Genomic DNA, 21226 nt, shown 5'->3' on the forward strand with positions numbered 1-21226 from the left:
CTCTAATTTTCAATTAGTTTTAAATACTTTAGCGTTGCCAGCCACCAATTTGTCGCATTCTAAATCTTCTCTATTGGCACTTTTCTTTGGTTTAAATAATGAATATGATGTTCCCACTCATTATTCCCAATAAGCTCATTAATGATTTCTTATCACGTTTCGCTATTATCTCTTTCCCAACAAACCCTAAAAATTACCGTTTCTGTTCCTGCTGTAGGCGATGTCATTTCCGCATCCTTACCTGCGTGGATACCCGGAAGTTACAAAATTCGTGATTTTGCACGAAACATCGGTGAATTTTCAGTATTAAACACTAAAGGCGAAGCAGTTAATTGGTCGAAAAAAGACAAGCAATCATGGGAAATACACAGCAACAATGAAGCCTGTGAAATATCTTATACGGTAATTGCAAACGATTTTTCTGTACGAGGCGCATTCATAAATGACGACTATGCATTTATGAATGGTACTAGCGTGTTTATTGATATTGAAAATACGCCGGACGTAAAGCGCAATGTATTCATTAATACCTGTTCAGCACCAAGCTCATGGCAGGCATACACAGCTATGCCGTCTTCACCCTCACCCGATAGCGCCAACTCTTTCATATGCAATAGCTATTACGAGCTTATCGACCATCCAATTTATTGGGGAGTCGCCACCGTTAAACAATTTGAAGTAAAAGGCGTAACGTTCGACTTTTTGCTGTCGGGTACCCAGCCCATTGATATCAATCGTATTACTGAGGATTTAGCCCCAATTTGCGAACATCATTTGTCGTTGTTTGGTGCCCCCTCCCCCATAGATTACTACTTGTTTATTAGCTTACTTGCCGATACCGGATATGGCGGTTTAGAGCACAGAGATTCTACCGTACTTATGTACCCAAGGTTTGACTTGCCGTTAATAAACGAACCAGGCCCAGCGTCGGATGCGTATATCGATTATTTAAGTCTGTGTAGCCATGAGTTTTTCCATACTTGGCATGTTAAACGCCTGCGTCCAGAGGTGATGTTAGCCCCTGATTTATCAAAAGAAGTGTATACAGAACAACTCTGGATTTACGAAGGCATCACCAGCTTTTACGATGATTTAACCGTGGCTCGCACAGGCAAAATGTCGCCTGAACACTATTTAACTATTTTAGGTCGTCATTTAACCCGCCTTTACCATACGCCGGGAAGAGCCAAGCAAACGCCTATGGAGTCGAGCTTTGATGCCTGGACGCGCTTTTACCAGCAAGACGCTAATTCCAATAACCACATTGTCAGTTACTATGTGAAAGGCGGCATTATTGCCATGGGCTTAGATATATTACTTCGCTCTAAATCGAATAACCGGGTTTCGTTAGACCATGTCATGCAGTATTTGTGGAACACCTTTGGTAAAAATGAAGTGGGTACGCCTGACAATGCAATTCACACGGCTTGTAACGCCCTAGGTGTTAACGTAGACGAGTATTTATCTGATGTAGCTAATGGCGTAACTGATGTGGATTTAACTTCGTTGTTAAACGAAATAGGCCTAAACCTTGAATTTAGAGGTCGTACTCATTCTTCTGACAAAGGCGGTACCCCGTGTGACAATCCAATAAGTAATGACTTTGGCGCAACCTTGTCGCAAACGCCGCAAGGTTTAAAAGTGACTCAACTTCAACAAGGCAGTGCGGCAGAAAAAGCAAATCTGTTGATTGGCGATAAGATAATTGCAGCAAATGATTGGTTAGTCACTGAACCTTTATTTATGAGGTTAATACAAAGTCAACAAGACCACAGCTCAATCGCCCTTACTGTTGCTCGGCAAGGTCGCTTAATTTCATTGGAATTACCTGTTCAAAATGCACAACAAAAGGTTGCCGTTGTGAGTATTAAAGAGAAACCAAAATACCTGCAATGGCTGGGGTTAGAAGCTTAATCACGTATATCTTTAAAAACTACTTTCTTAACATAGAAAGTAGTTTTTAAATCGATAAATTAGAAATATCACAATTCCTTTCCTACACTTACTAGCCTAAAACTCTCTGCTTGCAGTAAACGCAAACTTAAACACCTTACTTTTGAAGGCTTTACTTTTTAAGTTCCTTCTAACACCGGAAAAACACTATGCAATTTATAAATCAATCAACAGTAAAACAAAGGCTTACCGTTGGTTTTAGTACTGTCATTCTTATGATCGTTATTCTGACAGTTATTGGTATGTTTAAGGTTCACTACATAAATAATGCGTTAACTGAAATCACAGACAACAACGCATTAAAACAACGACAAGCAATTAACTACCGCGGCAGTGTGCACGATCGAGCGGTAACAATAAGAGATGTAATCCAAAGTCGTAACGACGTTGAGTTAAAGGTTTTCTCAAATGAAATGAAAAACCTAGCTGCATTCTATGAAGAATCTGAACAGAATCTGAAAAATATGAAATCTGACGGTGTTCCTTTTAACTCAGAAGAAAACGCTATTTTAGATAAAATTGAAAGCGCAGAAACAAAAGCACTCGCAGTAGTTCAAAAAATATTTGATATGCAAAAAATGCAACAAAGAGATGAGCTTAGAGACATTATTCTAGATGAAGGCCGAATGGCTTTTGTTAAATGGCTATCGGCCATTAATGAGTTTATTGACTACCAAGAAAGTCAAAACCAAGTTGCAACTGACATAGCGAGAAGCCACGCTGAAAACTTTCAAACCATCATGCTTATAGTCAGTGCAATTGCTGTGGCCATAGGTTTAGCTATTGGTTATGGCATTCAAAGCAGCATTTACTACTCCTTAGGCGGTGAGCCTCGCGAAGCAGCCGTGTCGCTAAATACAATATCTGAAGGGAATTTAACTCAGCCAATTACGCCATCTCATAGCAAGAGTATGCTGTCGTCCATGGCGCGAATGCAAGACAGGCTAAAAGGTATCGTTACCAACATAATGAAAGCCTCTGACGACTTACACAAACAAACCAATACCGTTGCTTCTGGCTCAGAGCAAATATTTGAGTCAGCCCAACGTCAGCAAGTTCTTACGTCTAAAACAACAGAAAACTTGGTTCAAATGCAAGATAGCGTTGCCCAAGTTTCTGAAAAAGCGACTGAAAATAAAGAAAATGCACAAGGTATGGTTGAACGTGCCAACAATGGACTTGAGGCCATAAATGAAAGTGCTAAAACTATGGAAAAAGTGACAACTGAAGTCAGCAAAACTGTTGAAAAAATAAGTCACTTAGAAGAGCTAGCTAACCAAATTGGTGGTATTACCAATGTGATACACGGTGTGTCGGACCAAACCAATCTACTCGCCCTTAACGCTGCAATTGAAGCTGCCAGAGCAGGAGAATCGGGCCGTGGCTTTGCTGTGGTTGCCGATGAAGTTCGCCAGCTCGCATTAAGAACCAGTGAAGCAACAGCAGAGATTGCAAGCACCGTTGAAAAAGTACAAAGCGAAACGGCCAATGCGGTTATATCTATGCAAGACACTTTGCCTCATGTTGAAGAAGGAAAAGAGCGCACATTAAAGGCAATGAATTTATTACAAGAAATAGAACAACATGCAGCTCATTTATTGTCTAATGCCGGTACGAATGCTGAATCGGCGCAAAATCAAGCGAAACGCATTAATGAAATAACCAGTGTGGTTACTGAATTAGATGGCATGTCTAAAGAATCGTTACAGTCTTTAGACAATAGTAAGTCCGCGTTAATTTCGTTGAATGCACTGGCTGAAAAACTCAACAGCGATGTAGGGTTCTTTAAGTTGTAAATAGCAGATCGTTTAATTGCAAATGTTAAACTGCTTACACGCAAATGAATAATGTACTGGCTTAACGTGAGTCAGTGCAGCCATTTTCTTGTCAATAAAAGCCCGTTCAAACGCTGCAACACGTTGGAAGTAATCGTCTAATAATTGCTGTTTTTGTTTATCATTCAAAAAAGAATGCTTTAACGAGTTAGCGCCGACTTCCACTAACTCAGACCAAGATAAATTAAACTGGGTAACGGCGGTGTAATATTCATCGGTCATGTTTGAGTCCCACATACCTCTGTCATCGGTAGACAGTGCGACAGGTATTCCTAAACGCAAATATTCTGGAAAAGGGTGCTGGGCATAATTGTCTACGTACTCCAGTAATAAGTTACTGATAAGATTAACTTCAATCAGGTAACGGTTGTATCGCATGAGCAATAAGGTATCGGGATCATCAATTAAATTAATACCATGACCAATGCGGGTAGCACCGAGTAATAAGGTGTTTCGTATATGCTGGTTGGGTTCATCAGATTCCCCTGCGTGAATAGATAAATGCACGCCATGGTGTTTATGCCTAAGTGCTCTTAACCCATTTAGAAAACGTAACGGATGGCCTTTATTGTTGTCTTCCCGCCCCACCATATCAAGCCCTACATACAAATCTGAATGTGTTGCCACAAAGTTATAAATCCATTCAAGGGTTTCTTCCGCGTCCTCGGTAAAGCGAACCATGGCGTACTGTAAACGGACCGTTACGCCAGTGCTCAACGCATCTTGTTGGTTAAATCGTTCTACATACAGTTGATAGACTTCTTCGCTATCAAAGGGACTTCCATCAGGGTGTACGAACCCTTTGACACCGGCATCGGTTTCTAAATACCTTAGCCCTTCTGCTGCAAACGCTTGCATGTTTTTTACAATCAAATTGGCTTGCATATAAGGGTTAGCCATCAATGAATTTAGTCTTGCCCAATGAGTTTGAAAAAACTCATCACGGCCTTCACTTTCTTTATCAATACGTATGCTATTTAGCCAAGCCTGTTTTTGTACTTCGTTAAGGTCTTGAATACGTAGGTATTCAGATTTTTCACAAGGGTTAAGTTTGTTGTATTCAAATGCCTGAATATTGACAAACAGCAGTAAATAAGGAGAAAGCCCAAATTCATTTGAGCCATAGGCTTTGCAGTTATTAATTTTGACTTTGGTGTAATAGATATAGCCATTTTTTTCTTGGTTTAGAATTTCGTCATACCACCACTCAGACAGGTTAGAGCCTGTCGAGTGGTTATGTAAGTCGCCGCCTTTGGGAACAGAGTATAAAAAGGTGTACAGATCATCTGCAGATGCCTCTTGCTTAAATGCAGAAAATACATCTTCCATTGTGTTTGCGTTGACACCAAACACGAGATTTACCAAAAGTAACCCTAGCAAATAAACCTGTTTCATTATTCTTACTCCAAAGCTCGGCGCTTTTACTACTAATTAGAAATAGGATTATTTAATGTCATAAGGCAGCGTATTTTCATAGCTAGCCCAGTGTTTAACAATGTTTTCTACTATGGTGTTCCCTACTACATAAGCTGCGTCTTTAGCAGGAAACCCACCATCGGGATAAGGTGCGGTTACGCTCCAACTTGTTGCCTTGTCTCTAGGTGCCGTTGTGAAATTACTGACGGTTCTTAACACCATTACCCGCTTCGGGTCGACTTTTCCAACTCTAGAAAGGCGCATAAGCGACGTTAAGGTACCTGAATCTTCCATGTTACTAGTCATGAAGTTTGCCGACTCATCACCGTATAGCTTTAACCAATCATTAGCCCACTGGTTTAGGTAATTGCCGTGCCAGTATGTGCTAGCACTTAAGGTATCACCCATAGTAACAAAAGGCGCTTTTTGCGCATTTGGGTAAGTTTTATACAACTCTCTAAAAGCTTTTATTTCTTCCGAATCATTCAGTTTTACGTCTTTTGTTTGCCCATAGGCCCAATCTGCCAACTGACCATTTAATTCAAACGACACTGTGTTTAAGGTCCAACCTGTAGAGATATCTTCTGGTTTTTCAGCAGGCGCTTTTGCTCCAAGAGGAATAGTACCGTAAGGCCATGATTCCGGTATTTCTCGTGAATCTATTTGGTAAATAAGATCACCATCAACTATGTGTTTAGCCCACGCCGCACTACCCAATGAAATATCTTCAGGATCGCCACCGGCGATACCCGCTATAAGCCAGTACGATTTCGTGAGATCAAAACGGGGATCCAAACCCAAAGCCATAATAGAAGACGTCGCATTAGGAATACCACCACCCACACAAATAACTAAAACACCATCGTCATTCATGTATAAATCATATTCACCTAGAGGGAAATCGAGCTGGGTAGAGAAATCGCCGCGCTCTAACCAAAGCTGAAGTTCACCAGCGTTATCGCCTCTGGCTTCTCCATCTTCATACATGGTAACAACGACGGTTTTAACAGGGATAGTTTCAATATCGGCGGATTGTGCATTTTGGCTAGAAAGCGCAAAAAGGCACGAGAAAGCAAACAGTGCTTTTTTAGTATTTTTTAAACGGAACATGAGAGGAGATTTCCAAAGTGGCTATTAAAAAGTTGACTGATCGGTCAGCAATTTTCATGCCTTAGGTAAAATAATAAACAATTTATTGTCTAACTCCTTCAATCTAAAAGGAAGTTATACATAAACATATGGATATTAAGAGAAGTGATTTTTAAATATAGTGTGGTTTATTGCACTCTTTTAGTGAATATATTCAGTGAAAACACTTAATGAAAAGCTTTAGTGACACTTAACGGGAACTGAGTTGTTCATTGGTTCAACCCTAATTCCTTTTGTAACTTTTTTGTCAGCCCCAATGACACAATACGATGAGATTCCTGTAAATAGTAAATTAGCCCATCGTCATCGTCCAAATAGCGGTATTTTTGTATCCACTTCATTCCTCTTGACGCTAAATAAGGAGCCGGTCTATATCCGTCTTCATCTTGTAAAAGGTGAAAGTGCAATTCCGACACTTTAAACGTGAACGCGGGTTCTTCACACTTTTCCCAGCCTCCCACAGCAAACACTTTTCCCCCAACCTTCCACACTTTAGCCCCGCGCCATTGCTCTACAAAGGTCGTTGCGGGTAACGAAGCACAAAATTCATTAAATTCTTGGTATGTCATAATAGTAATGCCGCAGCCCAATCGTTATTTAGAAACACCATGACTGTTCTTTGTGTCAAACTCGCCAAGCTTATTCACACATTCGTTGTGAACATGGTCTTTTTACCGTCGAATTGCGTATACAAATTTTCATGGGCCTGTTGAGAAAAGGTATCGGTTCTAGAAGGGTAAAGTGCTATCCAGTCGATGAGCATAGCTAAATTGTCATTTTGGGCTGCTTCACTTTCGTATTTATGGGGCTCCCAAGGTCGATTTTTAGCATTTTCTATGCAAGCCGAGACAGGTAGATTGAGAAAAAACATTTCATCTGCATAAGGCAAAACAAGACTGAGTAAATCAGCATAACACCCTTCAATAACCCAATCTTTATGATGGCCTATAAAGTCGCAAAGCTGGTCATTGGATTCTTCAATTGGCATTCTGACTGGCGGGGAAACGGGCTTCCACGCAATAGTATCTAAATCGAGATGAGCTAGGTTCTGACTCGCCGCCAACGTCTTTGCCAAGGTTGATTTACCCGAACCTGAATTTCCAAAAATAACTATTTTTGACAAACTTAAACTCCCATTTCGATGAATGTTAAAACGCTTAAACTAAGTCACTTAGTTGTGTGATGACTTGAGCCTGACTTGGTGTATCAATTGATTTATTCACGTTAAACCAAAAACCTTGAATACCGGCTGCAATTGCTGGCTTAATGTCTTTTTCTAGGTTGTCTCCTACCATGGCAACAGAGTCAGAAGACACCTTTAGTGTATCTATAATAGTCGGCAAAAACATGGCGTGACCTTTGGAAAATCCCACATTTTGTTTACAGAAGTAACCTGAAATATATCGAGCTAAGCCGACCCGCTCAAACGCCTGTTGAATATCTGAAGGAGATGAGTCTGCGGCTCCTGTCGCAATAAAAATGTGAGCATGTGCTGATAGTTGTTCCAGTGTTTGCTTGGCCCCAGCAACTGCTTCAACCTTGCCCCATTGATACATTTTCCCTTTCATGCCAGGAAAGTCGACCATGAGCGTATCTCCCCAATCGAAAAGATAGACTTCAATAGTTTTGCGACTTTTTGTTGTGGAATTCATTCAACCGTTACTCATAGTTATTTGGCATCAATACCAAACTATTTCATTTTAGCCATAGTTTGGATGTATTCTAGCCATAATCAAGGTATCTATGTAACGTCCCGCTTTAAACGTACTTAATTTTTTTCGGCCTTCAAGGTTAAAGCCTAACTTTTCATATAACCCGATAGCAATATCGTTATCGGCATGAACCTCTAATTCTAATCGCACCAAGTTCAACCAATTGTCCGCCTGATTAATTGCTTCCTCCATTAAGGCTTTACCCACTCCTTTTCCATGAAACTTAGGATGAACCGCTATTGCGATACCTGCACAGTGCTTAATTCTGGGTTTCGTCTCTAAAATAAAGGTAATATGGCCAACAGTCATGCCGTCCCATTCAGCTATTAACGTGTAGGTGTTTTCACTTGTAAACAACTTTGAAAGTTTATTTGTATCTAAAAACGGAAGCTGTGAAGAATTCTGAGTAACTTCTGTATAGCAATATATTTCGTACAAGCCTGAAGTATCATTTTGATCTAAACGCTTAATTGTCGGTTTCACTTTTTTCCCTTTTTAAATTCGCAATGGAAGTGGCTACTTCTAACTCTATTAAAAGTTCTTGTACACTGTGTTCAACCGTTTTTCCAGCTGTGTCCACAATAACATTACAAGAAGGCCAAGGCTGATATTCTCTTGATGTGACACTTTCTTGTTCCAGGTAATCCTCCGAATATATACAACACGTCAGTTATCTACCTTTTCTCGATAGCAAACTCATTTAACGCTTCTAGTGCCAACGCTGCTTTTTCTTTTTATACAAAAATATGGTCGTGATAATAGGCCGCGATGACATTTGCGCTAATGCCTTTGGAGGCTAATTTAGATGCCACAGCAGCCGTTAACCCCACTACGTCAAGACTTGAATGGACTGTTAATGTAATCCCTTTGAATACTGACTCGAACGTTAAATTATTCGCGACTGCGGTTTCTTTTCGCAATATCAAGGTAAGCCTTTCCACTTCATTAAAGGTCGCTAATAGCGACAGCGAACTCACATCGAGATTGGAGCCACTTTGCACACAGCAAAACACATAGTCGCCTGAGATAAGTTACGGAGACATAGTATTGAGTAATTTGTCTAAATCAGTTTCTCCAACCATGATCCTGTCCTTTAATAATACTGTTGTTTAACACGGTTAATGCACACCAAAGATTACCTCATTGCATTAATCATTGTCATTAATTAACCTTTCAATCTGTTCTCCCCACTTAACATACTGAGGACTATTGGGATGCAAAAAATCAGACATAACATTAGCTTCAAGCACGCCATCTTTTGTTAAAAACTGCGCTGACATGTTCAACCAAAAAACCTGCTTTTCATCGCACAGCGCTTTTAATAAAAGATTGGTTTGTTCAACCCGTATTCTTAATCGCTGATTGGGCGCTTTGCTTCTAGGAAAAATAGCATTTAACACAATTCTGGCGCTGGGCCTGAGGACTTTTAACTGTTCAACAATAGATTGAACACCACTGGCAATGCTCTGTGGTGAGTCATCAAAGTGGCCCGCATTGTTCGTTCCAGCAAGTACACAAAACCATTGAGGGTGTAAATTCCCAAGCTCACCATTTTTTAACCGCCACAACATGTGCTCGGTGCAATCACCACCATAACCTAAGTTAACGCAGTGCTTTGTTGCAAAATATGTCATCCACGCGTCTATACCTTCGTCTTCCCATCGATGAATAATGGAATCGCCCAAAAATACGATTTGGGGCTGCTTTTCTTTTGGCAATGGTTGCTGATGTTTCACGCAATGCGCATCAAAACGCTGCTGCCACCAAAGCTCACTTCGCGGCTGACTATTTCTACGAGTCACAGGTGAATGGTTTTTCATTGTTCTTATCACTCGGTCGTAAAATAGACACCTGTTATTTCCTCTCTAATTTTACTTTTAAAAACGAATAGCCCCATTCTACGTTTCATTTTTCAATGCTTTAGCGGTAATTTATAGGCTAAAAGAACAAAAGTAGGTACTCTACAGGTTATTCAACCTTCACCAACAACACTGTAAGTCTACTATTATGGAAGAAATCAATCCGAATTTCATTCTGTCTGTCGCAGAACAGCTTTCTTTTGTTAGCGCATTTTTAGGCGGTGTTTCAACAACGATACTGGTAACCATAGTCGTTTTTACCTCACCCAAAAAGTCTGTGAATTGGATTGTTGGTTCATCAGCACTGGCAGCATCTAGTTTGCTAATAGCCGTTATCGCATCATGGCGATTAACTTAAATTAGCGAAATTTATCATCATTATTTATGTTACTTGGCTAATTTGCTGACCACTGCAACATTATTATGCAAGGTTTTGTGTACTGGGCATTTATCTGCTATTTCCAAAAATCGCGTTTCTTGTTCAGCACTTAACTGCCCTTCATAGCTTATTGTACGCACAATGGCTTCCATTCCGTTTTGCTGTTCACAATTATCGCAATCGTCTTGATAATTTCGAGTGTGAGACAGCTCAACTTTAATATGACTAATAGGCAACTTTTTGCGATCTGCGTACATTCTTAATGTCATTGATGTGCATGCGCCTAAGCCACCTAAAAGGTGTTCATAAGGATCAGGCCCTGTGTTTTTGCCCCCGACTTTTAATGGCTCGTCTGCTAACCAGTAATGACTCGCGGTACTCACATGCTGAGTAAATTTGTGGTCTTTTTCTTCTACAAGCACATGACCTTGAGTCACCTTTGCTTGGTAAGCATCAGCGTCGCTATCAACATATCGCCCGACCCAAGCGCTAATAACATCAGCAGCATATTCAGAGTCAAATTTGTCAGTAAGCAAATGATCGGCGTTATCTAAACTCACAAAACTTTTAGGATGTTTTGCCGATACGTAAATTTTTTCCGCTTGAGCAATATTCACAATACTGTCTATTGGCGAATGCATCACCAATAACGCTTTATTCAATTTGCCAATATTTAAGGTTTCATACTGGCCAATATCGTCTAGAAATTGCTTTTGAATAGTGAACTTTCTACCCGCTAACGTTACTTGAGCTTCACCATTTTCGTTGATGTTATCTATGTCTGCTGAAAAGTTATGAGCGACATGAGCTGCGCCAGATGGTGCGCCAATAGTCACTACCGCTGAGGATTCCGGTATGCTTTGCGCTACGCTCAATACCGCTGCACCTCCCAAACTGTGTCCAATAAGCAATTTAGGCGCAGCATATTCACTGCGTAAAAACTCTGCCGCAGCAAGTAAGTCTTGAACATTAGATGAAAAATTCGTGTTGGCAAAATCACCATCGCTATTACCAAGCCCAGTAAAATCAAAACGCAGAACGGCAATACCTTTGGCAGTTAATGCTCGACTTATGCGCGATGCTGCCGCCACATCTTTCCCACAGGTAAAACAATGTGCAAATAGCGCATAAAAACGAATCTCTGAATCTGGTGTTTCAAGTAATCCACTTAATGTACTTTCCCCACTGCAAAACTCTATTTTTTGTTTCATACCCAACCCTGTTCACTAGATGTGCTAAACACACATTAACCATAATTACCTATATAGAACACTTACAGCGCGAATGTATTTCATTTGTTTAAGTGACTTCGTCTTATCATTGCGCGTATTATGGTGATAACGTTTATATTTAAATGAATTAAATTTGGCAATAAGGAACTATTGAATGCAATTCAACATTATAATTGTCGGTGGCGGCGCTATTTCACAACAATGCCATCTCCCGATATTATTAGGTAAATCCAATGTAAATGTCATTGGCGTTGTTGATAAAAGCCCTAAAACCCGCGACGACCTTGCTTTAGCTTATCCTGAGTTAGCAGTTTACGCTGATGTCGATGACATAAATCCCAATAGCTATGATAGTGCCGTTGTTGCCACACCTGCTGCATTCCATTTCCAAATAACCCAATCTTTGTTAAACAACAGCAAACATGTTTTAGTTGAAAAACCGGTTGCATTTTCTGCGACTGAAGCCGAACAACTGACTGAGTTAGCGGATAAAAATAATTGTAAATTGTCAGTCTCTCTATATCGCCGTTTTTACCCTAGTGTTACACGCCTCAAGGAGCTAATTGAATCAGAAGAATGGGGCAAAGCACTCAGTTTCGACTTCCAGTGGGGCGACAGCTACAGCTGGTCAGCAACCTCATTAGGCAATATGCAAAAAGAACTCGCCGGCGGCGGTGTATTGATGGATATTGGCCCTCATGCCCTTGATTGGCTGTGTTACTTGTTTGGACCAGAAGTGCGTTTAACTGATTATTATGATGACGCGGAACAAGGCATTGAAACCGATTGTGGTTTAAAACTCGCTTTCGACACCAATAATGCCACAATTGAAGGCCAGCTTTGTTTATCTCGCATACGTCAATTAGGTGGCGACCTTATTGTGGAATGTGAAAAAGCCACGTTGAATTTAAGTGTAGGTGAACGTTTCCAAATTACTATTGAACCCAAAGGTTCAAGTAACGGAAACGTGTACCACTATTCTTCACCAAAGAATAACTCTGAAGATTGGTTTGCGACCTTTGCAAAAGAACACGATGATTTTTTCAATGCCATTGAAAACAACTGTGAACCCTTTTTATCATCAAAAAGCGTGTTACCTGCTGCCCGTATTATCGACCAGTGCTATGCCACAAAAAACACCGTCAAGTACGATTGGCAAAACACCAGCAAGTTTGCTGAGTTTAATAATTTAGGTATCAAAAAAGTACTTATCACTGGTGCTTCTGGCTTTTTAGGTGGTCGTATCGTTGAAGTGTTAAGTGAACAAACTTCGGTAGAAATTATTGCGGCTGTGAACAACCCCAATAACGCCACGCGGATTTCTAGATACAACAATAAATTAATGTTGTGTGATATTAATTCACCAGAAAGCGTCGGCAATGCCATTGATAGTTGCGATGCGGTTATTCACTGTGCCGTAGGTACGGCTTATGGTGATGACAAACTTATTTACGACACTACTGTAGAAGGGACGCAGAACTTACTTACTGCGGCAAAGCGCAATAATGCCAAAATTTTTGTGCATATTAGTAGTTTGGCGTCAGTAGATATGAATACTTCCGCGTCAGTTATTGATGAAGATTCGTTTACTCCATCACAAAGTGATGATATTTATGCTCGCTCTAAATTGGCCGCAGAACAAAAGGTTCAAGAAGCGGCGAATGAAGGGTTAAATGCGGTTATCCTGCGACCTACCAATATTTACGGTCCTTATGCCCCTTTCTTTAAAGTCGGAGCGGGAAAGCAGGCCGTAACCAATGGCGTAGCCTTGCCTGCTAGCTCGGCTAACAGCCCATCAAACAGCGTCTATGTGGATAACGTTGTTGTAGCAATTTTAACGTGCTTGTCTAAGCCTGCCGATGTCACAGGCAAAGCCTATTTCGTTAATGATGATGACGGTTTTACCTATACTGATTTCTTTACCGCCTTTACCTCAGCCTTTGACAAGCCCATTGAGTTAAACGCACCTCAGCCCATCCATTCAGGCGAGGAGCAAAAACTGATTGGCGCTTTAGTAAAAGAAACCAAAAATCTTGCTACATCAAAAGAAATGCGCAAGTTGGCACTTAAGTTATTTAACAGCCCTAAACTTGGTTTTCCGTTCCGTTGGACCGTAGAAAAGTTACCTGGCGTTGAAAATAAATTGAGAAACAATGATGGCCCTGTGTATAAAGACAGCAAGGCAAAAAAAACAAGTCTACCAGTAATAGAAGCGTCGACTAAAGCACGAGTCTCTAACGCTGTACTTGAAACTTTAACCGGTACCCAAGCCATAACGAGTCGAGATGAAGCCATAGCCAATACTGTAGCTTGGATTAAGTTCCAATCGAACAGTAATTAATTGTTAAGTTGAAATACAGTTCGTATATAGCGCCAACTTAGATTGGCGCTACAAATATTTTATTGTGCAGAGTGTGGGTGTCCGTATACCACGATTTCATTGAAGTAATTTTGCCCAAAACGAGTAATTTCAATATATCGAGCACTTCCTTCAAGTTCATGGCTTACCCAAACGTTATAACGAGAGCCTGGGTCAGTGATAGACCAATTTGTAGTAGCGTTGTCGCCTTCGCTAAAACCACTCACTTGTAAATCGCCTTTGCCGTTGGTATCGAACAAGTAGATTTCAGAAATACGGTATTCCTCACCCAAGTCTATTCTCATAGTATGAGGCAAACTACTACCACCATCTTCAGTTTTCCAGAACGTATCAGCGTCGTTTGCATTTCCCTCTCTAGGGCTACCCACTGATAACTGCTCGTCTACTAACGCAGTTGCATCGCCATTACCCTCTATCAATGTAACCATCTCTGGGGTCAATATGATTTGCGGTGCGAGCACTTGTATTTTACGCTCTACAGAAGCACTGTTCCCCGAACTATCAGCGACTTGGTATGAAACGGTATAAGTCCCTGCTACATCGGTATTTACTTCGCTGTTGTCTACAATAATATTATTCGAAATATCACCATCGAGGTTATCAATCGCAGTAGCACCTGCATCAACATAAGTTTGTCCTAAGCCTATTGTTATGAAATCGTCGCCGTTCAAACTAATTTCAGGCTCAACAAAATCTCGAAGGTACCCATATAGTACTATCTCGTGGAAACGATTTTGAGCAAATCGCGTCACGTCAATGTATCGCGCTATAGCATTCACCGAATGTTGTCGCCAAACATTGTAACTCGTTCCTGGATCAGTAATTTGCCAAGACTGACCGTCTATACTTGTTCCTTGTAATTGAATATCACCATGCCCATTCGCATCGTACAAATAAATATCTGTGATAACGTAATCTGTTGCCAAATCAATACGAGCTGAGTGAGGTAGTGTTTTTCTACCGTCTGTGGATTTCCAATACGTAATAGGTTGCGCTGATTCGCCATTTAAGGGGTCACCTACTAGTTGCTGTTCGTCCACTAACAACGCAGGGTCTCCATTACCCGATAGCATTTCAATCATATTTGGGTCCAATTCGATTTTTTCCACTTCGCTTGTGGGTCCCAAGTCTCCTTCGTCAACATATTCTGGTTGAGTTGATACTGACCCAAATTCAAATGCGCCAATATCAGCAAAGCCATCGCTGCGCTGAACGCCAGAGAAATCAGTGGTTATGCTGCTAGACTCAGCCGCATTTAACGCTATTGACTGGCTAGTAATACCAAAGTTGTTATCGTTAACACTAACAAAGCCAGCTTGATCAACATTGGCTAAAAATAAGTTAGATGTACTACTTGAATTAAAACCATTGATATCTTTATCAACCCAATTCACAAAAATATTATTCACGAGGGTTATGCTTTGTGGCGTGTATGCTTCAATAGCATCGTCACCCATGTTAACGAAAGTGTTGTGGGCAATTAAGAAGGAACCGTCTCGGTTAGCAAATGAAGCGGAACGGTTATTTAAATATACGCCGTCATCACCTGAATTAATGACAACATTATTGAATATTTGAGTATCTCCAAAGGCATTGACTTGTAGCCCATGCCCCGGACCATTTTCAATCCAGTTACTATAAACCCAGCCTTCAAAGCCATCGCCGATAAAAATCCCTTCATCATGAGAGCCTTTTCCTTCTAACCCATAATTACGCACGACATTATTATAAATACGCGCATTTAAATCGGCATTCTTAACTTGAATACCGTCGTAGCCAACGTCAGTAATAATATTGTCGTAAATAGATAAATTATGAATATTATGAGCATAGGTTATGACGCCTTCATCACATCGAGACTCTTGGCGACCTTGATAGAAACCGTGCCCTGCGTATATTCCTTCTCCTCCGAGATCATGTATGTAGTTATCATGAACACTCACATTATCCATTAAAAACCCAGATTTTGTTGGGTCTTCAAATAAGTCACAATCTTGATAAGGGCTGGTTTTCATACCAATACCAGCAAAACCATTATCTGCCACTGTGGCACCTAAACCTGCAATTTCTACATGAGCAATTTCGAAGTCGGTCGTAAAATACTCCATAGTAAGGAAAAAGCCCGTTTTTGTGGTGACTTTAATGCCATATTCGTATCTAGGGTCGCCATCTCCTAATATTTTGAAGTGTTTAGAATTAAGAAATTTCCAACCGTACGCACTGGTATCCGGGTTTATGTGTACCTGCCCACCGCAATTTTGAATAATAACCGGCTCTTCAGCCGTACCTATAATGTTTTCCCAACGAAGTGGCCCGCCATTATATGATTGCGTTCCATCCAAACATATCTTATCCCCTGGTTGAACACCGAGAGCAGCACCATCGATACTCCCAGACACTAAAAAGTCGCAGTCACATTCGTTTGCATTAACGTTAGCTAATACAAACAAACTTAGCCCACATAGCATTTGTTTAAACATTATATTTATCTCTTCTTGTTTTAAAGTTCGAAAATAGTAAAACAGAGATTGTTCTTTTAAAGTATGAATCTACATACCAAAATATGTTTAACATCACATTTACATGATTAAAATATGACGGAATAAAGCGAAGTATCAATAGCAATAAATAAACAGGTAGTTCACCGTAAATGAACAACCTGTTTGATCCAGTTAAAGTCCAGTGTGATATTGGCTAACGGTCGACTTAGGCACTAGCGTAGGTAAAGTTGATGCAACATCATCACCTGCCAATAGTTGTTCGAACTGTTGAATGAGGAGTTCCTTATCAGGCATGTCTTTCCCGCCACTCCCTATATTCGTTAAATCAATCATAAAACCATCAAACAGATGGCTTAAATCATTGATAATTTCCATATTCAAAAACTGATCGTCGTTGTAAATACTAGGGTATCCCGCTTTTTGTTTATCAATAGCAAACGACACCCCTTTAAGATTGGTAATACTGGTCGATTTATCACAAGACAACATACAACCATTATCAATTCGAGGCTTTTCACATCCTACGCTTTGCTGGAAAAAGCACTGCCGGCTGGTCATCAATAAAATGGGGTGATAAATGCTGTAAAACAATTTGAAGTTATCTGGTCGAGCAATGTGTTGTATTTGCTGCTTGTTTATTTCATTTGAAATAAAGGCCCCACTGCAATCAAACTCTTCCTGCATTGCCATTAATGCATAAGAATTGGTAATGTTCAGGAACGGACCCGCTACCCATTTAATGCCAAGCTCATAAGCTTTAAACGCAATACCTGTGTTATTGGTAACAATTAACGGCGGTTTTACTTGTTCTAAAATAGCCTCTGCCACATCGTAATCTTTACCAATTAAAACCGATGGAAACCACGGGATAATGTGTGGATTTTCTTTTAGCAGCGCTATATAACGAGTGCAGTTGCGTTTGTATGCGTCGGGTAATTTAAAATAAATATCTGCGTCGGTAACATTAGCTAACTTAAAATCTGCCGGGTCGCTTATTAATAATGACAGCTTAGCTTTGTTACTTTCGTCGGCTTGTTTAGGGTGATGAGCTAATGGCGGCAAGGTTACCGCAGGTAGAATAGCTTGAGAGTGATTTAACAAGCGGGCAATTTCATTTTTAAGTATTGCCAAATCTTTAAACGGTAAGCTCAGGTTATTCCCTAAGTTTTCGGTAACAATCTCGTTTAATACAAATTCGGTGCTGTTGATGTTTTTAAATCGTTTTTCAATAGCCAGTTTCAGCCCATTGTCGTTATCACTTTGACTTAATTGATTAGTGGATTTCACCACAAATTGTTTGGTTTCTGTTGCACTTTTATCGCCAGTACTGTGACCTTTCACCGATACAAATTCAGTCACCGCAGTTACTGTGAGTTCAGTCCCCAAACCGCCTTCGAAATACAAGGTTAAGGGCAGCTTTTCTATGTTCAAATATTTAATTTTGTCTTGTACTGACGCATTGATTTGGCTTTTTTCTTCGTACAGGCTTTTTGCTGGATCCTGTATTTGTACTACTGAAATAGCATTTGCCGCTAGCGCATGTTTTGTTGAATTATCTCGAGGATTATCAATGAACATTGATTGATTTAAATCCCCTCTTAAAAAGGCATTGGAAAAATCCCGATTAAACACCTTATACAAACGTTCACCGTCTTCTAATAATTCTCCCGTTTTTACAAAACCGTCTATTTGCTTACGAAAACTATCAACAACAGTATGAACGTAACTTGCGCCTTTAATTCGCCCTTCAATTTTAAAGGAATAAACCCCGGCTTCAATCAGCGCTGGTAAATCAAAAAACGCTGAATTGTCTTTTATATTCAAAGGAAAGTTATTGCCTGTGGGAGTGGTTTCATATTCTTCCCGACACGCCTGACTGCACTGCCCGCGATTTCCCGAATTCCCTACACTGGCCGAGGTTGAATAACACAAACCTGAAAACGCAATACACAATGAACCATGCACAAACACTTCCATTAGCACATCATGTTCACGACCAACGGCTGTAATGGCTTTTATTTCTCTTAGATTTAACTCTCTTGATAAGTTAACTCGAGAAGCCCCTAGTTGCTTTAAAAACGGAATTTGCCCTGCATTATGGGTAGTTAACTGGGTGGAAGCATGTATGTCTAGGGTTGGAAAATGTTTTTTCAGTACATAAAATAAACCAATATCTTGAACTATTACACCGTCTAAGGTGGTATTCACCAACTTGCTGAGTAACTTGCAAAGCGCCGGAAATTCCCGTTCTAATATAACGATATTTAACGTGAGGAAAATTTCACATTGATACTGGTGTGCTAAGCGAATAAGGCCAACAAGCTCGTCAAAGGAAATGTTGGCGGCCCTATTTCTTGCATTAAAGGTATCTAAACCACAGTAAACCGCATCTGCACCGGCAATAATTGCAGCTTTAATCGCATCGACATCACCACCTGGGGCTAGTAGTTCAATTTTGGAATTCATAGGGTACGTCGAAAGCTAATAAATTTAAGTCGTGATTTTACCTGTATATTCAGTCAATGAATATCGTTACCGGTACAATATTGTTGTTAAACAAGATGAATTCATTTTGATTGGTGTAGATAAGCTCACAATTATGCGCGTTATTTTTTACCAACAAGCGAACAGGTTTGACACACCTGCCTGTTTCAATACTATTGTTTCAATACTATGTTTAAAATAGATTAACTATTATCGGAAAGTAACAATGATCCATGGCATAAACCATATCACCATTGCAGTGTCGAACATCCAGCGGTCTTTAGATTTTTATTCTGATGTTCTTGGGTTTACTGGCCACGTGATGTGGGATTCAGGCGCTTATCTTTCTCAAAAAGACATTTGGCTATGCTTGTCTCTGGATAAACCGAGCCCATCAAACGATTATTCTCATATAGCCTTGTCCGTTCAACCTGACGACTTTCATCTTCTTACTCAAAAAATCATTGTGTCAGGGGTAAAAATCTGGAAACAAAACAAAAGTGAAGGAAGCTCTTTCTATTTTTCAGACCCCGATGGCCATAAACTAGAAATACATGTTGGCGGACTATCCCAAAGGTTAGCCAGCTTAAAACATACCCCTTATTCAGGTTTGAAGTGGCTTTAAACTCTGAGGTGTATATTTTTTCTAAACCACTTTCAAACGATTCAAAACATACAATACACATCAACACACTTCAGAATAAAATGGTTGGAATTAACCATCAAATAATTTACTTTGGTTGGCAACAGCATATTAGCTACTTTACTGATTTAAAGGGTATTAACATGAAAGAACAAATGGATTTGGGGTTGCCCGATAAAATAGACATTCATCACTTTGCAGATCATATTCATATATCTCGAAAATGGTTTGGAGCCTCAACCCTATTTCTCATTGTTTTCGCGGCGTTTTGGGATATCTTTCTATTCAGCTTCTATTCCAATATGAGCACTGAATCAGACATTTTCACAAAGCTGTTTCCTTTAATTCATGTTGCCGTTGGTATAGGAATTACTTATTTCGCTATCGCCAGTTGTTTTAATAAATCAAATATATTCGTCAGTAAACAAACTTTAGAGATCAACCACAAACCTTTTCCATGGGTTGGCAATAAAACACTTAAATCCTACGAACTAAAACAGCTTTATACAAAAGAAAAAATCTCAACAAGTAACAACAGTACAAGGGTGACTTATGAGGTTCACGCAATTATGAACAAAGGTAAAAATACAAAACTTCTTAGCGGATTAGAAAGTAGCGAACAAGCCTTGTACATTGAGCAAGAGATTGAAAAGTATTTACAAATTCAAGATATTAGAGTTAAAGGGGAAATAAGCTGAGCTAACTAAGGCAGTTAACTTGCTCTTTTCTATAAGTAAAACTTTTATTACAGATTCGATATACCCTGTACATTTTTAATTTGGCCAAAGGTTAACCTTTGAAATGGTTAGTAGAGTAAAGGAAAATGATATGAATAAAATAATTTCAACAGTTCTATTGTTTATTTTTGCCTCGAACGCAATTGCCTCAGAAATAATTGAATTGGGTACATCTAATTCATTAGAATCGAAAATTATGGAAGAGCGCAGATCTTATATGGTTTACTTGCCTCCGTCCTATCATGAAAGTAAAAACCGATATCCAGTTATTTATTTGCTCGACGGAGATGTACATAGATTCAAAGGTTTTGTTGGCGTATTAGAATCACTAAGTACAGAAACGCTAGGAAGCCAAGTTCAACAAGCCATTGTTGTTGCCATCCCCAACACCAATAGATCCAGAGACCTCACGCCATCAACTCTTATAGAATGGAAATTTAAAAATAGGGTTTTAGACACCTTTTCTCAAACCGGTGAAGCCGCTCGTTTCACCGCTTTCCTCAATAACGAACTCATTATTAACATAGAAAATAGCTATCGAACTTCAGATAAACGCATTTTAGTCGGCGAATCTTTTGGTGGTTTGTTTGCCGCAAACGCCTTGCTGTATCATCCATTAATTTTTACTGACTATTTGATAATTGACCCCACTGCGCTTTGGGATAATGACTATTTAAATCGTACTTATGACGCTAATTTCAAAAAGACTAAATTCGATATCAATGTCTTCTTTGCGTTTGCAAACAACTCCCACCTTGGAGAAATAGGGCTAACTAATTTTAAATGGGGTAGCATGTTTGCTTCATCTATCATAAGTAACACTGATGGTTTTGCAGAGCAGCAGTTCTTTGAAAATGAAACTCATGGAACTGTTGCACTATTAGCATGGTATGAAGGGTTAAAAGCGCTTTTACCAACCACTGAAGAATGACTTAGCGAATATCAA

General features: G+C 39.8%; 18 protein-coding genes. 7 read left to right on the forward strand and 11 right to left on the reverse strand.

Annotation, left to right across the window (positions count from 1 at the left end):
• The first annotated feature begins 141 nt into the window (after positions 1 to 141).
• A complete protein-coding gene (locus J3L16_RS08585) occupies positions 142 to 1914 on the forward strand; it encodes a PDZ domain-containing protein (RefSeq protein ID WP_207612557.1) in 1773 nt (590 codons plus the stop codon).
• Between the two features lie 188 nt (positions 1915 to 2102).
• On the forward strand, positions 2103 to 3749 hold the full coding sequence (locus J3L16_RS08590; RefSeq protein WP_207612558.1) for a methyl-accepting chemotaxis protein: 1647 nt from the start codon (positions 2103 to 2105) through the stop codon (positions 3747 to 3749).
• A gap of 12 nt (positions 3750 to 3761) precedes the next feature.
• Here the strand turns inward: J3L16_RS08590 and J3L16_RS08595 are convergent, their stop codons facing one another.
• From J3L16_RS08595 to J3L16_RS08630, 8 genes are all read right to left on the reverse strand, one after another.
• Positions 3762 to 5183, reverse strand: coding sequence for an adenosine deaminase (locus J3L16_RS08595; RefSeq protein WP_207612559.1), 1422 nt, complete (start codon positions 5181 to 5183; stop codon positions 3762 to 3764).
• Positions 5184 to 5231: 48 nt separating this feature from the next.
• Positions 5232 to 6314: a purine nucleoside permease gene (locus tag J3L16_RS08600; RefSeq protein WP_207612560.1), complete on the reverse strand. Its 1083-nt coding sequence runs from the start codon at positions 6312 to 6314 to the stop codon at positions 5232 to 5234.
• A 248-nt stretch (positions 6315 to 6562) separates the two neighbouring features.
• Entirely contained in the window at positions 6563 to 6922 is a 360-nt protein-coding gene (locus J3L16_RS08605) for an MmcQ/YjbR family DNA-binding protein (protein ID WP_207612561.1), read from the reverse strand.
• Positions 6923 to 6996: 74 nt separating this feature from the next.
• Complete coding sequence (locus tag J3L16_RS08610) at positions 6997 to 7476, reverse strand: AAA family ATPase (protein WP_207612562.1); 480 nt, start codon at positions 7474 to 7476, stop codon at positions 6997 to 6999.
• 34 nt (positions 7477 to 7510) lie between these two features.
• Positions 7511 to 8005: an HAD family hydrolase gene (locus J3L16_RS08615; RefSeq protein WP_207612563.1), complete on the reverse strand. Its 495-nt coding sequence runs from the start codon at positions 8003 to 8005 to the stop codon at positions 7511 to 7513.
• Between the two features lie 48 nt (positions 8006 to 8053).
• Positions 8054 to 8548, reverse strand: a complete 495-nt coding sequence (locus tag J3L16_RS08620; protein ID WP_347564652.1) for a GNAT family N-acetyltransferase — start codon at positions 8546 to 8548, stop codon at positions 8054 to 8056.
• Between the two features lie 251 nt (positions 8549 to 8799).
• Positions 8800 to 9093, reverse strand: coding sequence for an ACT domain-containing protein (locus J3L16_RS08625; RefSeq protein ID WP_347564653.1), 294 nt, complete (start codon positions 9091 to 9093; stop codon positions 8800 to 8802).
• A gap of 120 nt (positions 9094 to 9213) precedes the next feature.
• Positions 9214 to 9885, reverse strand: coding sequence for a GDSL-type esterase/lipase family protein (locus J3L16_RS08630; protein WP_207612564.1), 672 nt, complete (start codon positions 9883 to 9885; stop codon positions 9214 to 9216).
• Between the two features lie 187 nt (positions 9886 to 10072).
• Between J3L16_RS08630 and J3L16_RS08635 the strand changes: the two genes are divergently transcribed.
• Positions 10073 to 10282: a hypothetical protein gene (locus J3L16_RS08635; RefSeq protein ID WP_207612565.1), complete on the forward strand. Its 210-nt coding sequence runs from the start codon at positions 10073 to 10075 to the stop codon at positions 10280 to 10282.
• A gap of 29 nt (positions 10283 to 10311) precedes the next feature.
• Here J3L16_RS08635 and J3L16_RS08640 read toward each other — a convergent pair whose 3' ends face one another.
• Positions 10312 to 11514, reverse strand: coding sequence for a bifunctional alpha/beta hydrolase/OsmC family protein (locus J3L16_RS08640; protein WP_207612566.1), 1203 nt, complete (start codon positions 11512 to 11514; stop codon positions 10312 to 10314).
• A gap of 175 nt (positions 11515 to 11689) precedes the next feature.
• Between J3L16_RS08640 and J3L16_RS08645 the strand changes: the two genes are divergently transcribed.
• A complete protein-coding gene (locus J3L16_RS08645; RefSeq protein WP_207612567.1) occupies positions 11690 to 13876 on the forward strand; it encodes an NAD-dependent epimerase/dehydratase family protein in 2187 nt (728 codons plus the stop codon).
• 59 nt (positions 13877 to 13935) lie between these two features.
• Here J3L16_RS08645 and J3L16_RS08650 read toward each other — a convergent pair whose 3' ends face one another.
• Complete coding sequence (locus J3L16_RS08650) at positions 13936 to 16395, reverse strand: immunoglobulin-like domain-containing protein (protein ID WP_207612568.1); 2460 nt, start codon at positions 16393 to 16395, stop codon at positions 13936 to 13938.
• Positions 16396 to 16587: 192 nt separating this feature from the next.
• The gene (locus J3L16_RS08655) at positions 16588 to 18882 is read right to left on the reverse strand and encodes a peptidase U32 family protein (protein WP_207612569.1); all 2295 of its coding nucleotides are present in this window, start codon (positions 18880 to 18882) and stop codon (positions 16588 to 16590) included.
• Positions 18883 to 19126: 244 nt separating this feature from the next.
• Between J3L16_RS08655 and fos the strand changes: the two genes are divergently transcribed.
• From fos to J3L16_RS08670, 3 genes are all read left to right on the forward strand, one after another.
• Positions 19127 to 19525: a fosfomycin resistance glutathione transferase gene (fos, locus tag J3L16_RS08660; protein WP_207612570.1), complete on the forward strand. Its 399-nt coding sequence runs from the start codon at positions 19127 to 19129 to the stop codon at positions 19523 to 19525.
• A 161-nt stretch (positions 19526 to 19686) separates the two neighbouring features.
• The gene (locus J3L16_RS08665) at positions 19687 to 20241 is read left to right on the forward strand and encodes a hypothetical protein (protein ID WP_207612571.1); all 555 of its coding nucleotides are present in this window, start codon (positions 19687 to 19689) and stop codon (positions 20239 to 20241) included.
• Positions 20242 to 20371: 130 nt separating this feature from the next.
• Complete coding sequence (locus tag J3L16_RS08670; RefSeq protein WP_207612572.1) at positions 20372 to 21211, forward strand: alpha/beta hydrolase-fold protein; 840 nt, start codon at positions 20372 to 20374, stop codon at positions 21209 to 21211.
• Positions 21212 to 21226 lie beyond the last annotated feature (15 nt).

It is taken from the genome of Alteromonas sp. 5E99-2, assembly GCF_017368475.1.
Lineage (GTDB): Bacteria > Pseudomonadota > Gammaproteobacteria > Enterobacterales > Alteromonadaceae > Alteromonas_F.

What these genes read in the sequence shown, in the direction of transcription:
- J3L16_RS08645 (WP_207612567.1), top strand. Translation starts at nt 11,690, where the DNA reads ATGCAATTCAACATTATAATTGTCGGTGGCGGCGCTATTTCACAACAA.
- J3L16_RS08605 (WP_207612561.1), bottom strand. Translation starts at nt 6,922, where the DNA reads ATGACATACCAAGAATTTAATGAATTTTGTGCTTCGTTACCCGCAACG.
- J3L16_RS08670 (WP_207612572.1), top strand. Translation starts at nt 20,372, where the DNA reads ATGAATAAAATAATTTCAACAGTTCTATTGTTTATTTTTGCCTCGAAC.
- J3L16_RS08630 (WP_207612564.1), bottom strand. Translation starts at nt 9,885, where the DNA reads ATGAAAAACCATTCACCTGTGACTCGTAGAAATAGTCAGCCGCGAAGT.
- J3L16_RS08640 (WP_207612566.1), bottom strand. Translation starts at nt 11,514, where the DNA reads ATGAAACAAAAAATAGAGTTTTGCAGTGGGGAAAGTACATTAAGTGGA.
- fos (WP_207612570.1), top strand. Translation starts at nt 19,127, where the DNA reads ATGATCCATGGCATAAACCATATCACCATTGCAGTGTCGAACATCCAG.
- J3L16_RS08635 (WP_207612565.1), top strand. Translation starts at nt 10,073, where the DNA reads ATGGAAGAAATCAATCCGAATTTCATTCTGTCTGTCGCAGAACAGCTT.
- J3L16_RS08665 (WP_207612571.1), top strand. Translation starts at nt 19,687, where the DNA reads ATGAAAGAACAAATGGATTTGGGGTTGCCCGATAAAATAGACATTCAT.
- J3L16_RS08615 (WP_207612563.1), bottom strand. Translation starts at nt 8,005, where the DNA reads ATGAATTCCACAACAAAAAGTCGCAAAACTATTGAAGTCTATCTTTTC.
- J3L16_RS08595 (WP_207612559.1), bottom strand. Translation starts at nt 5,183, where the DNA reads ATGAAACAGGTTTATTTGCTAGGGTTACTTTTGGTAAATCTCGTGTTT.
- J3L16_RS08600 (WP_207612560.1), bottom strand. Translation starts at nt 6,314, where the DNA reads ATGTTCCGTTTAAAAAATACTAAAAAAGCACTGTTTGCTTTCTCGTGC.
- J3L16_RS08590 (WP_207612558.1), top strand. Translation starts at nt 2,103, where the DNA reads ATGCAATTTATAAATCAATCAACAGTAAAACAAAGGCTTACCGTTGGT.
- J3L16_RS08655 (WP_207612569.1), bottom strand. Translation starts at nt 18,882, where the DNA reads ATGAATTCCAAAATTGAACTACTAGCCCCAGGTGGTGATGTCGATGCG.
- J3L16_RS08650 (WP_207612568.1), bottom strand. Translation starts at nt 16,395, where the DNA reads ATGTTTAAACAAATGCTATGTGGGCTAAGTTTGTTTGTATTAGCTAAC.
- J3L16_RS08585 (WP_207612557.1), top strand. Translation starts at nt 142, where the DNA reads ATGATTTCTTATCACGTTTCGCTATTATCTCTTTCCCAACAAACCCTA.